The organism is Cupriavidus sp. 05L411 (assembly GCF_056398045.1).
Genome location: NZ_JBFTOQ010000059.1, coordinates 21,241 through 33,178 on the forward strand (window position 1 = coordinate 21,241; position 11,938 = coordinate 33,178).

Below are 11,938 nucleotides of genomic sequence, written 5' to 3' on the forward strand. Positions count from 1 at the left end.
CTACAACCAGGCACGCCAGTCCTACAGCACGGCAGTGATGGACAAGGTCGCAGATATTTTGGCGGCAGCACAGACGCAAGCCATCCTCGACATCGGATGCGGCACGGGCATCGCCACCCGGCAACTGACCGCGTGCGGTTTTCGCCCGGTCGGGATCGACGTTGACCCGGACATGATCGACGAGGCGCGCCGGCTGGGGCAGGCGGGCGCGTACCACGTAATGGGCGCCGATCGCCTGGATTTTGCCGACGCGGCATTCAGCGGGGCTGCCGCCTTCGGCGCGTTCCACTGGTTCTCGGACGATGTGTCAGTGCGCAACATCCGCCGCGTATTGATGCCAGGCGCGGCCTTCGTCGTCGTCAACAAGAACGACGCGGGCGATTTTCGCGAGGCCATCGTTGACATCGTCGGCCGCCACGTGGCCCTGAGCCAGGCGCGGCCCAAAGCCGAATACCAGCCTGCCGGGACGCTAGCCGCCGGCGGCTTTCACGCGGTCCGGGAAGACCGGATCCAAACGATGGAGTCGCTCTCCATCGACCATGCGGTTGCACACGCGCGGTCGATGCGCTTGTGGGAAGAGGTGCCGACATCGCGCCACGCAGCCATTGAGGCTGAGCTGCGTGACTACGTGGGACGGCATCTTGACGCATCCGGCATGTTGCCGCGGCCGCTTGTCGTGACGGTAGTCGCGGGATACCGGTAGCGGCCGGGCGGGCGGCCATGCCGGCCCCAAGCAAGCCCGCCGAGGCCGGATCTCAATTCCACTGTGTGGAAATGCAGGGCTGTATTCGACCGTATTTGCGCTTAATCTGGGTTCATCGATAAACGACGGGCAGGGCAAGAAATGGCGCCTGTCCCGTCAAGAAACCCAGACGGAGACGCAAGTGCCTAATTCATTCCCCCTCTTCAACAGGGCGCTGGCCACGTTGGCCATTGCGCTTGCCGCCACGGGCGCGCTGGCGCCTGCCGCCAACGCCGCAGCCTTCCCGGAAAAGCCCATTCGCCTCGTCGTGCCCTTCGCCCCGGGCGGTGGCACCGACCTGATCGCCAGGACCATGGGCGCGACGATGTCGCAGGATCTCGGCCAGCCGGTGATCATCGACAACAAGCCGGGCGGCGGTACCATCATCGGCTCCGACACGGTGGCCAAGAGCGCGCCGGATGGCTACACCATGGTAATGGCCACGTTTGCGCACGCGGTCAACCCGAGCATCCACGCCAAGCTGCCCTATGCCACCGACAAGGCATTTGCGCCGGTGATGCTGGTAGGCCAGTCGCCCAATGTGCTGGTGGTACGCCCGGACAGCCCCTACAAGACGGTGCAGGACCTGATCGCTGCCGCCAAGGCCAAGCCAGGGAAAATCTCGTTTGCATCGCAGGGCCCTGGCACCTCCGCGCACCTCGCGGGTGAACTGTTCAAGTCACTGGCCAAAGTCGACCTCAATCACATTCCCTACCGAGGTGCCGGCCCAGCCATCACCGACTTGCTGGGCGGCCAGGTGGATGTGATGTTCGCCACGGCCTCCGCAGTAGCGTCGTTGCTTGAGAACGGCAAGCTGCGCGCGATCGCGGTGACCACGGCCAAGCGCTCGACAAGCCCAGTCCTGGCGAAGGTGCCCACCATCGCGGAAAGCGGCGTGCCCGGTTACGTGGCCGAAAGCTGGTACGGGCTCTTCGTGCCGGCAGGCACGCCCGCCGCGGTGATTGCCCGCCTGAACGCCGCCGCCAGGAAGGCCGTGCAAACCGAGGCGTTCCGCAAGCGCGCCGAAACCGAGGGCCTGGAAGTCAGCGCGGGAACGCCCGAGGAATTTGGCCGCTATGTGCGCGCCGAGGAGGTTCGCTGGAGCCGGGTGGTCAAGCAAGCCAACATCACCGCGGAGTAGTCCGGCAGCCCTTGATTGCGCATCGGCACGCAATACAGAGAACACCAAGCACAAAACACAAGGTAGAGAGACCCACCATGAACACCACTTCACTGATCACGCTCGACATCGACGCCGGGATCGCCACCCTGACGCTGAACCGCCCTGAAAAGCGCAACGCCATGACCGACGACATGCGCACCGAGCTGATTGCCGCCCTGGAGCATGTCACGCAGGACAAGACCATTCGGGCGCTGGTGCTCACCGGCAACGGTAAAGGCTTCTGCGCAGGCGGCGATGTGGCCGGCATGCAGCGGCGCATGGATGCGCCGGCGGGCGAGGTTGCGTTCAACGGCTGGTCGCGCCAGCAACGGGTGCACCATACCGTGGCGCTGCTGCACAACATGCCCAAGCCCACCATTGCCGCGGTCAATGGCGCCGCCGCCGGGCTGGGTGCCGATATGGCCATGAGCTGCGATTTTGTGGTGGCCTCGGAAAACGCCAGTTTCGCCTGGTCGTACATCCATCGTGGCCTGATCCCGGACGGCGGCGGCATGTACTTCCTGCCGCGCCGCACCGGGCTGTCCAAGGCCAAGGAACTGATCTTCAGCGGGCGCAAGGTCGATGCCGCAGAGGCCCTCCAGCTGGGCATCGCGGATCGCGTGAGCGAGCCGGAAGCGCTGTTGCCCAGTGCCAGGGCCTGGGCGGCGGAGCTGAGCCAGGGCTCCGCAACTGCCCTGGCGCTGGGCAAGTCCATCCTGAACCAGGCCTTCGAGTTGCCGGCCGAGCAGGTATTCGCACAGGGCAGCCAGGCACAGGGCATCTGCTACACCAGCACCGAGCATCGGGAATCCGTGCGGGCATTCCTGGCCAAGATGGCTGGAAAGGAACAGGCCTGACACCATGGACGCAGATAACGCACTCTCCGCCATCGCCCGCCTGGTCAAGCCGCGCAGCGTCGCCATCATCGGCGCTTCCGCCGATGCGGCCAAGACCGCCGGGCGCCCGGTCGCCTACCTGAAAAAACACGGCTTCGCCGGCGCCATCTACCCGGTCAACCCGAAGGTGGGCGAGATTGACGGCATCCGCTGCTATGCGGATATCGACGCGTTGCCGGAAGTGCCGGATGTGGGCATCGTCCTGCTAGGCGCGCAGCGCGCCCACCTGGCCGTGCGCGAACTGGCCGCGCTCGGCACCGGCGCCGCCATCGTGCTGGCCAGCGGCTACTCGGAGACGGGCGCCGAAGGCGCGCGCCGCCAGGCGGAGCTGATCGAGGCAGCCGGCGCCATGCGCCTGCTCGGCCCCAACACCATCGGCCTGGTCAACCTCACCGACAATATCCCGCTCTCCGCCAGCGGGGCGCTGGAGATGGATCATTTCCCCGTCGGCAACATCGGCGTGGTCTCGCAGAGCGGCGGCATTCTTGGCGCGTTGCTCTCGCGCGCCGCCGCGCGCGGCATCGGGCTTTCCAAGCTGGTTTCCACCAGCAATGAAGTGGACCTCGACCTGGCGGATTTCGTCGACTACCTGGCGGATGATGAGGCCACCCGCGTGATTGCGCTGTATGTGGAAAGCGTGCGCCATCCCGACCGATTCCGTGCCGCCGCGCTGAAAGCGGCCAGGGCAGGCAAGCCGGTGGTCGCGTTCAAGATCGGCCGCTCCGAGGCGGGGGCACGCGCCGCGGTATCGCACACGGGCGCGCTGGCCGGCGCGGACCGGATGTACGACGCGCTGTTCCGGCAAGCCGGCGTGATCCGCGCGCAGACCTTCGCTGACCTGCTCGACATGCCCGCCGCGCTCGCCACCGGCAGGGCGCTGCGCGGCAACCGGGTTGCCATCCTGACCTCGACCGGCGGCGCCGGCACGCTGGTTTCGGACAGCCTCGGGTTGTCCGGCTTCGAGACGCCCGCGCCGGATGAAGCCACCGCGCAACGGCTGCGGGCGCTGCAGCAGGGCGATCACGCGGCACTGGATCGCAACCCCATCGATGTCACCCTGGCAGGCCTGCAGCCGGACCTGCTGCGCGGCGCAATCCGGGCGCTGCTGGATAGCCCGAGCTATGACGCCGTTGCCATCATCGTCGGGTCGTCCGGCCTGGCCATGCCAGACCTGATGGCAGGCGCGATCCAGGATTGCCTGCCCACCAGCGACAAGCCGGTGGTGGCCTTCGTCAGCCCGCATGCGCCGCAGGTGGCCAGCCTGCTGACCGCGCGCGGCGTGCCCGCATTCAGCGCGCCCGAGAGCTGTACGGCCGCGCTAAGCGCCATGCTGCGTGCCGGGCAATGGCGCGAGGCGCCYGACGTCCCGGCCCCGGCGGCAGCCCGCATCGCCGGGGAGCTGCCGCACGGCGCGCTGGATGAGGCGGCGGCAAAGCAGCTCTTCGCGCGCTTTGGCATCCCGTCGGTGCGCGAGCGCATCGTACGCAATGGGCAAGAAGCCAGCGACGCCGCCGATGCCCTCGGTGCCCGCGTGGTCCTTAAGATCCTCAGCGCCGAGATCACGCACAAGAGCGATGTGGGCGGCGTCGCCGTCAACCTGACGCCGCAAGACATATCGGCGCGGTTGTCGGCGATGGCCGACGACGTGCGAACGCATACCGGCGTGGTGCCCCAGCGCTTCCTCGTCCAGGAGATGGTCACCGGCGGCGTGGAGATGATCCTTGGCATGCACCGCGACGCGCTCGGCACCGCGATCCTGCTTGGCATGGGCGGCGTGACCGCGGAGCTGTTCAAGGACACCACCATGCGCATGCTGCCGCCAGCCGGCGGGCTGTCGCACACCGAAGCACTTGGCATGATCCAGGAACTGAAAACCTGGCCGCTGCTGGACGGCTTCCGCGGGCGGCCCAAGGCCGACGTTGCGGCGCTGGCCGATGCCATTGTGGCATTTTCCAGCATGACGGCCGCGCTGGGCGAGCAGTTGGTGGAGGCAGAGATCAACCCGGTCTTCGTGCTGCCGGCATTGCAAGGCGTGCGGGCGGCAGATGGCGTGGTTGTGATGGCGGGCTGATGGCAGGGAGCCGGGCAGGGGAGTCTGGCATAGTCATGCCAAATGATGCCAGACTACCCTCCGATGATTTCATTCCGGCAGTCGGAAATCAGCCCCACCCAGGAGCATGACCTTGGATCCCGAACTAGCGCTGTCGCGGGCGCGTGGCAGGGCGAGCAGCACGTCGGCCAATCGCTCGCTCGAGCGCGGCATGGAGATACTCCGTGCGTTTCGTGCGGGCTCGGAAGTGCTGGGCAACGGCGACCTGGCCGAACGCACCGGCCTGCCGCGCTCGACCGTCAGCCGGCTCACGCAAAGCCTGGTCGAGGCGGGCTTCCTCCTGTACGACGCCACGCTGCGCGCTTACCGGCTTGGCCCGCCGGTCCTGAGCCTGGCGCACGCCATGCGCACCGGCTCTGCCGTGCTGCAGGCCGCAGCCCCCTTGATGCGCGAGCTCGCGCAAAGCCAGCACATCAACGTCGGGCTGGCCATGGCCGACCGCGACGAGATGGTCTACCTGGAATCCATCCGCTATAGCCGCAAGGTTTCGCTGCGCAGCGTGGTGACCGGGCAGCGTGTGCCCATGGAGCTGACCTCCCTGGGACGTGCCTACCTGGCCGCGGCCCCCGAGCAGGAAACCAAGGCCTTGCTGGAAGGCTTCGGCAAGCGCCTGCGCGCTAACTGGCCCGCACTTGCACAAGACATCGAGCAAGCCATCGGGCAGGTGCGCAAGCAAGGCTGGTGCATGGCGAGCTGGCAGCCGGAAGTGGTCGCGCTCTCCACGCCGCTGGTGTTCAAGCGCTACGCCATCCACGTGCTGAACGTCAGCACCGCCACGCAGGCAACGCCGGCCAGCGCCGCACGCATTCTCAAGCCACACCTGATGAAACTTGCCGCGCAGATCCGCAGCGCGATGGGCGACGAGGCCGTGTAACAGGCGGCTCACGCCTTCGGCTTGAGCATGTGTTCGTCCAAGCTCAGGCGCAGGCGCCCGGCGTCGATGCGCAAGCGCAGGCGATGATATTTCGCGAGGTAACGCACGCCGACGATCGCAGCGGCAAAGCCCGCGCCAGCGCCGATGCCAAGCGCCCAGCGTGGCCCGAAGGTATCGGCGACCCAGCCGACGATCGGCGCGCCAAGCGGGGTGCCGCCCAAAGCCAAGGCGAGGAGGATGGCCACCACCCGACCGCGCATGGCGGGTTCGGTCGATAGCTGCACCAGGCTGTTTGTCGACGTGGTCATGGTCTGTGCCGCCACGCCAACCATGATCAGTGCAAGACCAAACAGGGCGTAGCTGGGCATGATCGCGGCTAGCGCGCAGCCTACCCCGAAAACCGTTGCGCCAGCGAGCAAAAGCGAGAAACGCGGCTTGGCTCGCCTTGCCGCCAGCAAGGCGCCGGTAACCGACCCGATCGCCATGATCGACGTCAGGAAACCGAACTGATCCGCACCGGCATGAAAGACGGTCACCGACATCGTCGAGATGAAAATCGGGAAGTTCAGCCCAAACGTGCCGATCAGGAACAGCATGAGCAAGGCAGCCTTCAGGTCGGGGCGCCGCCAGACATAGCGAAAGCCCTCGGCAAAGCTGCCTCGCGCGCGCACCGCCCGGGGCTTCCGATGCAGTTCACCAAGGCGCAGGCGGCTCAACGCCCCCAGCACCGCGACAAAAGACGCCGCATTGATCAGGAATACCCATCCGGTGCCCACCACGCTGATCAGCACGCCGGCCACGGCCGGGCCAATCATCCGCGCTGCGTTGAACGAGGTGGAATTCAGCGCCACGGCGTTGGACAGGTCCGAGTCCCCGACCAGCTCGGCGACAAAGGTCTGGCGCGCGGGAGAGTCGAATGCCGTGACGCAGCCGAGCAGGARCGCAAACAGGTACACGTGCCACAACTGGACGTGCCCGGACAAGGTCAGGAGCCCCAGCCCGAGCGCCAGCGTGCCCATGGCGGCCTGCGTGGCAAGCAGGAGCTTGCGCCGGTCGAAATGATCCGCCGCAAAGCCCGTCAAGGGTAACAAGAGCATCTGGGGCCCGAACTGCAGCGCCATGACCACGCCCACGGACGTTGCGTTCTTGTGCGTCAGATGCGTGAGCACCAGCCAGTCCTGCGCGGTGCGCTGCATCCAGGTTCCCACATTGGATACGATGGCCCCACCGGCCCAGAGCCGGTAGTTGAAGTTGTTGAGCGAACGGAAGGTGCCTCTCACCGGCCACGGCCCTTTTCGAGCAGATCGATGATCTCGCGGGTTGTGCCGGTCTCCCCCAGCCTCGGGAAAATCCGCGCAATGCTGTTCGCGTGCGCATCCATGCTCATGTCGGTCATGGCATCGACGGCCAGGGCAACGTTGAACCCAAGCTCATACGCCTGGCGCGCGGTCGACTCCACGCCGATGCTGGTCGCAACGCCGGCAAGCACCACTTGCGTAACTCCCAGCTCTCTCAGTTGCGCCTCAAGATCGGTATTGGTGAATGCTCCCCAGGTCCGCTTTGTCACCGTGTGGTCAGCCGGCTGCCGGTTCAACTCGGGCACCAGATCGGCCCATCCGGCAGGAAGATCGCCAAGCCTGCGCCCCTGTTCGGTACGGCCGGGGGCGCCGCCGGCAACATTGACCAGCACAACTGGCAGGCCGTGGCCACGGAACGCGGTGGCAAGGGCCACAGACTGCTTCACGACCTCATCGACCGGGTGCACGACGGGAAGCGAGACGATTCCCTGCTGCAGATCGATGACAACGAGAGCGGCTTTCGGATCAAGAATGGTGACTGGCATGGTGTTTTCTCTCGGTCGATAGGGACTAAGGTCGGGACTACGGCAAGTCCGGAGCGGGGCGCTGGCCGGGGCTTTGAAAGGGCCCCGTCACGAGTCGGCCAGCCGTTTGAGCAGGGCGATGCCGGCCGCAAGCTCCTCTTGCTCCGTCGCCGCCAGCTTTGTCCGGATGGCACGGAGCAGCCAGTCTTCGCGCGCTGCCCGGGTTGCCAGGATCATCTCCTTGGCGTCAGCCGTGAGCGACAAGATGGTCTGCCGCCCGTCGACCGGATCCGGCGCACCGCTCACCAGCCGGGCTGCTTCCAGGACGGCAACCGTGGCGCCCATGGACTGCGACCGCACACCCTCGGCCCGCGCCAGGGTTGTCACAGTGGCCGGACCATCGCGCTCCAGGCGGCCAAGAACCGACATCTGCGACCAGGTGAGATCGCCCGGATGCACCTCTTCACGCAGGCGGCGCCTCAGCTGGCCGATCACGATACGAAGATCGGTTGCCAGCGCGGATGCGCCGGCAGCCTGCGGATCATCGTGTTTGTGGTTGGAATGCATCCCCCCAATGTAGTCGATGCGAAGGAAAACTACAAAGGTAACCTTCTTATTTTGTTCGGGTTCATCATGGTTGACGCTCAGGGAGATCCAATCAGGACGGCGCCAGGTGCGCCGGCAAGGTCATAGTCCACCAGCGCTTCAGTGCCTGCATGCGCTCGAACAGGGCTCAGTAGCTCAGCCGCAGGCCCAGGCGCACAGTACGGCCGGCGCCGGGCATGACCCACACGCTGCTATAGGAGCTGGCGTAGTAGGTCTTGTCGAACAGGTTGTCGACATTGAGTGTCACGCGTACCGTCTCGCTGTATTGCCAATAGCCCAGCACGTCGGCCAGCGTATAGGCGGGCAGCGAGAAGCTGTTCTGCGAGTCGCCGGAGCGCTTGCCGACATAGCGGATGCCGCCGCCCACGCCGTAGCGCTGGCCGATGGGGGCCACATCCTCGTGCACCGCCATCACGCTGCCGTTGTTGCGCGGGATGTTGGCCAGCGGCGTGCCGGCGGCGAGCCTGCTGTCCTGGGTGATTTCGGCGTCGGTATAGGCAAAGTTGCCGGTCACGCGCCAATGCGTGCCGAGCTGCCCGGACGCGTCGAGTTCCACCCCGCGGCTGCGCGCCTCGCCGGCGGCCACCGAGTAGGAGGGATCCAGCGAGTCGGTGATGCCTGCGTGCATGCAGGCCATTTTGTCGCTATGAGGTGTCCTGTCTACAGCGGACACAGCCGATTTATGCTGCGGCCTGCTGGCTACGGTATTTAGCCGCGACTTCCCCTGGGGTTCGGTATTCGAGTTTCGAGTGCCGCCGCTGCCGGTTGTAGAAGATCTCGATGTACTCTCGAATGGATGCGATGGCCTCGGTGCGCGTCGCGTACCTGTGGTGCTGGTACATCAACTCACTCTTCAAACTTCCCCAGAAACTCTCCATTGGCGCGTTGTCATAGCAATTGCCCTTGCGCGACATCGAGACCTGCATGCCAAACTGCACGAGCAGCCTCCGATAGCCGTGCGCGCAATATTGCCAGTGCCATTGGCCGGTTCTTCGCGATGGATGTACTGGTTTCCGGGATCGTCACAATCGTCTTTACTCTTTCAGAGTTCTCGCCTCGCCTGGCAATCAGAAGTGGTCCGCAGTGCCTGCTGGGGCTGCTCGTCGGTGTGTCGGTGGCGCTCCCATTGTTCCTGTTCGTTCGCCACCGGCATGTCATAAGCCGGCGTTCCGCAGCACCCCAGCGGACTGCCGAAGCGGTGTCCTACAGGAACAAGGGATAAGGGTCCATTCCCCTTGTCTCCTCCAATGAATCCACCGATCTACTAGACATTCAATCACGCTGACTAAGGCGCCTTCCATTGCCTCACGTACACTGGTTCTGCTCCGATACTGGTCGATGCAGCAATCGGCGTCTGTGGCAGCGTCACCATCGGCAGGACACCGGCCCAAATTGGCAAATCCAGGTCTGATTCGTCATCAATCGGCCCGCCAGTTCGAACTTTCGCGGCGGCTTCATCGAGCGCGATGCCTAGAATTGTCGTCGCAGCAAACTCCTTCGCGCTCCCCGGCCGGGCATCCCCCTCGCGACCTGGCGCAATCAGTCTCATGAAAACATCCATCAGTCGGCGCTTTTCCGCATCGTCATTTACAGCATTAAATCGCCCATAAATAATCGCGGAGCGATAATTCATGGCGTGATTAAATGCAGACTTTGCCAACACGAGTCCGTCCAAGTGGGTAATAGCCACCGCTGCCTCTTTGGCACTGGTTAGTTGGCGAATAAGCCGCCCGCCATTGGAACCATGGACGTATAGCCTATCGCCATCGCGCCAGCACGCAGTGGGAATGACATGACTGGTTTCGCCATCGTAAAAAGAAATATGGCAGACATAAGCTGAATCGATTATCGAATAAAGCGCCGCCTTTTCATAGAGCGCAAGCTCCGGGAGCCGGCGTATGCGGGTGCGGGGAGTGGGGGATGGCATTTTCAACAGTCATTCCTCGTGTATAAACGGTGCGGCAGTATAGGTTTGCATCATCCTGCTGTCTAGATCCAGCCGATCCCCATTATTTAGAGCCAGCAAAGGCGTACTCGTTCGACCAATTCTGCCGTAGAACGGTCCGCGCAAATCGTCATGAGTGGACTAATTTAGAGGGCTAGGGCCAGCGAATGGCCGTTATGGAGAAAACGGAAGGTCTCTTTCTGGGTCGAGGCCGAGTGGAAACGCACTTTGAGTTCCACCAGGACTTGGGTTCTCGATATTCAGCTCRTACAGYRCGCGCCCRAACTGCGTATGGTCYCGYCCYGTGGTGACGCCTYTGGCATTGACCCGGAAGATGCTGGCCTTGTCGCTGTAGRASGCCACCGGCTTCACGCAGACTCATGGTGATCAACCCTCGATCCTTCACGGCGCGCTCCCGTCCAACCCAGGCGCTACCAGTATAGGTCTATCCAGAGGACATTCTGATGTGGCTGGAAGCGGATATTCTGATTTGGCCTTTACACACCTAATGTCTAGGCTATTTTTAGTTGTCGGTGGGCTGGCTAATTAGAAATGTCAGTGCGGTCGTGCTTTTTGTGGTTTCCCCGTAACGCGGTCAAGCTGGCCGGAAGTGGAGAAGCCAGCGCAGGGTGGGGCGGTGGAACCGGCGATGGCGCGCTCCAGATCCAGCCGATTGATCAGCCGCTGGCGCTTGGTGTTCAGCGCAGGCTGGTGTGGCCGCGGGGGATCGCCCGAGAGCGTGCGCGACGGGCCTGCGGTTTGCCGGCTATCGCGCAACGCCTGGACCTTTGCCGCGATGGCCAGCACGTGCCCCAGCCGCTTGTGCTCCACGATCGCGCCCTGATCGATCTCGGCCAGCCGGTCATAGGTGGTGTAGGGCAGGGCAGCGCCATCGGCCCACAGCTCGATCCTGCCGTCCGGATACTCGGCCACCTCGATGTAGCGGTGGATCAGGGGGCGGTGCTCGGGCCGGTCCGTGATGAGATACAGCTTGCGGTCGTACTGCAGCGTTAGCCGGTTGGAGACTTTGCGCCATTCGCGCCAGGTAAAGATGCGCTCGAGGTCCTCGTCGGGCCGCACGGGACGGTGCGCGTTGAAGTCGCTTCTTGGCGTCTTGGCGAAGTCGATTCGGTCGGCACGAACAGCAACTGCATCAGGCGGCTGGTGGCATCGTCGACATAGACCAGCAGCGTGCACATGGGCGCACGCTCCTCGAACCACGCGTGCTCGCTGCCATCGATCTGCACCAGTTCACCCAGGCAAGCGCGGCGCTTGCGCGGCTGGTGCAGCTTGGGCGGACGCAGCTTCCTGGGGACCCAGAAGCCGGCGTCGATCATGATCCGCCGCACCGTCTCCTTGGCCAGCGCGATGCCATGGCGCTCGCGCAGCTTCTCGCAGGCCAGCGTGGGGCCGTAATCGGCGTAGTGCTGCTGGATTAGCGCGCGTGCCTGCGCTTCGAGCATCCGTGGCAGCTGGCGATGGCCTGGCTGCCCACGCTGGCGCGACAGCAAGCCCATCGGGCCATCGGCTCGCCAGCGCTGGACCAGCCGCCGGACTTGCCGCGCGGTCAAATCCAGGCGCTCTGCGGCGCGCCATTGCGCCAGCAGGCCCTCGGCCGTTGCCTGAATGACCTTGAAGCGGTCAACTTCACGCAGACTCATGGTGATCAACCCTCGATCCTTCACGGCGCGCTCCCGTCCAACCCAGGCGCTACCAGTATAGGTCTATCCAGAGGACATTCTGATGTGGCTGGAAGCGGACATTCTGATTTGGCCTTTACA

11 protein-coding genes and 2 pseudogenes are annotated in these 11,938 nt (G+C 64.6%); 6 read left to right on the forward strand and 7 right to left on the reverse strand.

Translation table 11 applies throughout. The annotated features are described in order from the left end of the window. Positions 1-37: 37 nt before the first annotated feature. From AC1DQR_RS36225 to AC1DQR_RS36245, 5 genes are all read left to right on the forward strand, one after another. On the forward strand, positions 38-703 hold the full coding sequence (locus AC1DQR_RS36225) for a class I SAM-dependent methyltransferase (protein ID WP_416052613.1): 666 nt from the start codon (positions 38-40) through the stop codon (positions 701-703). 181 nt (positions 704-884) lie between these two features. Beyond that, entirely contained in the window at positions 885-1,883 is a 999-nt protein-coding gene (locus tag AC1DQR_RS36230; protein WP_416052614.1) for a tripartite tricarboxylate transporter substrate binding protein, read from the forward strand. 77 nt (positions 1,884-1,960) lie between these two features. Further along, positions 1,961-2,761 carry an enoyl-CoA hydratase/isomerase family protein gene (locus AC1DQR_RS36235; RefSeq protein WP_416052615.1) on the forward strand — a complete coding sequence of 267 codons (801 nt, stop codon included), beginning with the start codon at positions 1,961-1,963 and terminating at the stop codon, positions 2,759-2,761. Positions 2,762-2,765: 4 nt separating this feature from the next. Continuing rightward, the gene (locus AC1DQR_RS36240) at positions 2,766-4,871 is read left to right on the forward strand and encodes an acetate--CoA ligase family protein (RefSeq protein ID WP_477134777.1); all 2,106 of its coding nucleotides are present in this window, start codon (positions 2,766-2,768) and stop codon (positions 4,869-4,871) included. A 112-nt stretch (positions 4,872-4,983) separates the two neighbouring features. Beyond that, positions 4,984-5,784 (forward strand): IclR family transcriptional regulator, encoded by an 801-nt coding sequence (locus AC1DQR_RS36245; RefSeq protein WP_416052616.1) that lies wholly within the window; start codon positions 4,984-4,986, stop codon positions 5,782-5,784. 8 nt (positions 5,785-5,792) lie between these two features. Here AC1DQR_RS36245 and AC1DQR_RS36250 read toward each other — a convergent pair whose 3' ends face one another. The 5 genes and pseudogenes from AC1DQR_RS36250 to AC1DQR_RS36270 form a co-directional block, all read right to left on the reverse strand. Further along, positions 5,793-7,064, reverse strand: a complete 1,272-nt coding sequence (locus AC1DQR_RS36250; protein ID WP_477134778.1) for an MFS transporter — start codon at positions 7,062-7,064, stop codon at positions 5,793-5,795. Beyond that, the gene (locus AC1DQR_RS36255) at positions 7,061-7,627 is read right to left on the reverse strand and encodes an isochorismatase family protein (protein WP_416052618.1); all 567 of its coding nucleotides are present in this window, start codon (positions 7,625-7,627) and stop codon (positions 7,061-7,063) included. Before AC1DQR_RS36255 ends, AC1DQR_RS36250 begins: the two co-directional genes overlap by 4 nt. Positions 7,628-7,714: 87 nt before the next feature. Then, entirely contained in the window at positions 7,715-8,173 is a 459-nt protein-coding gene (locus tag AC1DQR_RS36260; protein WP_416052619.1) for a MarR family winged helix-turn-helix transcriptional regulator, read from the reverse strand. Between the two features lie 166 nt (positions 8,174-8,339). Next, positions 8,340-8,840, reverse strand: coding sequence for a TonB-dependent siderophore receptor (locus AC1DQR_RS36265; RefSeq protein ID WP_416052620.1), 501 nt, complete (start codon positions 8,838-8,840; stop codon positions 8,340-8,342). 52 nt (positions 8,841-8,892) lie between these two features. Next, positions 8,893-9,183: pseudogene (locus tag AC1DQR_RS36270) on the reverse strand (integrase core domain-containing protein); the annotation flags it as partial. Positions 9,184-9,209: 26 nt separating this feature from the next. Between AC1DQR_RS36270 and AC1DQR_RS36275 the strand changes: the two are divergent. Next, a complete protein-coding gene (locus AC1DQR_RS36275) occupies positions 9,210-9,434 on the forward strand; it encodes a DUF2834 domain-containing protein (RefSeq protein WP_416052621.1) in 225 nt (74 codons plus the stop codon). A gap of 63 nt (positions 9,435-9,497) precedes the next feature. Here the strand turns inward: AC1DQR_RS36275 and AC1DQR_RS36280 are convergent, their stop codons facing one another. Next, positions 9,498-10,139, reverse strand: coding sequence for a pyridoxamine 5'-phosphate oxidase family protein (locus AC1DQR_RS36280; protein ID WP_416053259.1), 642 nt, complete (start codon positions 10,137-10,139; stop codon positions 9,498-9,500). 573 nt (positions 10,140-10,712) lie between these two features. Next, positions 10,713-11,818, reverse strand: a pseudogene (locus AC1DQR_RS36285) (helix-turn-helix domain-containing protein). Between the last annotated feature and the right edge of the window lie 120 nt (positions 11,819-11,938).

Excerpts from the sequence above, each read along its gene's own strand:
- AC1DQR_RS36225 (WP_416052613.1), top strand. The coding sequence starts at position 38 with ATGGACAAGGTCGCAGATATTTTGGCGGCAGCACAGACGCAAGCCATC.
- AC1DQR_RS36235 (WP_416052615.1), top strand. The coding sequence starts at position 1,961 with ATGAACACCACTTCACTGATCACGCTCGACATCGACGCCGGGATCGCC.
- AC1DQR_RS36255 (WP_416052618.1), bottom strand. The coding sequence starts at position 7,627 with ATGCCAGTCACCATTCTTGATCCGAAAGCCGCTCTCGTTGTCATCGAT.
- AC1DQR_RS36260 (WP_416052619.1), bottom strand. The coding sequence starts at position 8,173 with ATGCATTCCAACCACAAACACGATGATCCGCAGGCTGCCGGCGCATCC.
- AC1DQR_RS36265 (WP_416052620.1), bottom strand. The coding sequence starts at position 8,840 with ATGCACGCAGGCATCACCGACTCGCTGGATCCCTCCTACTCGGTGGCC.
- AC1DQR_RS36275 (WP_416052621.1), top strand. The coding sequence starts at position 9,210 with ATGGATGTACTGGTTTCCGGGATCGTCACAATCGTCTTTACTCTTTCA.
- AC1DQR_RS36280 (WP_416053259.1), bottom strand. The coding sequence starts at position 10,139 with ATGCCATCCCCCACTCCCCGCACCCGCATACGCCGGCTCCCGGAGCTT.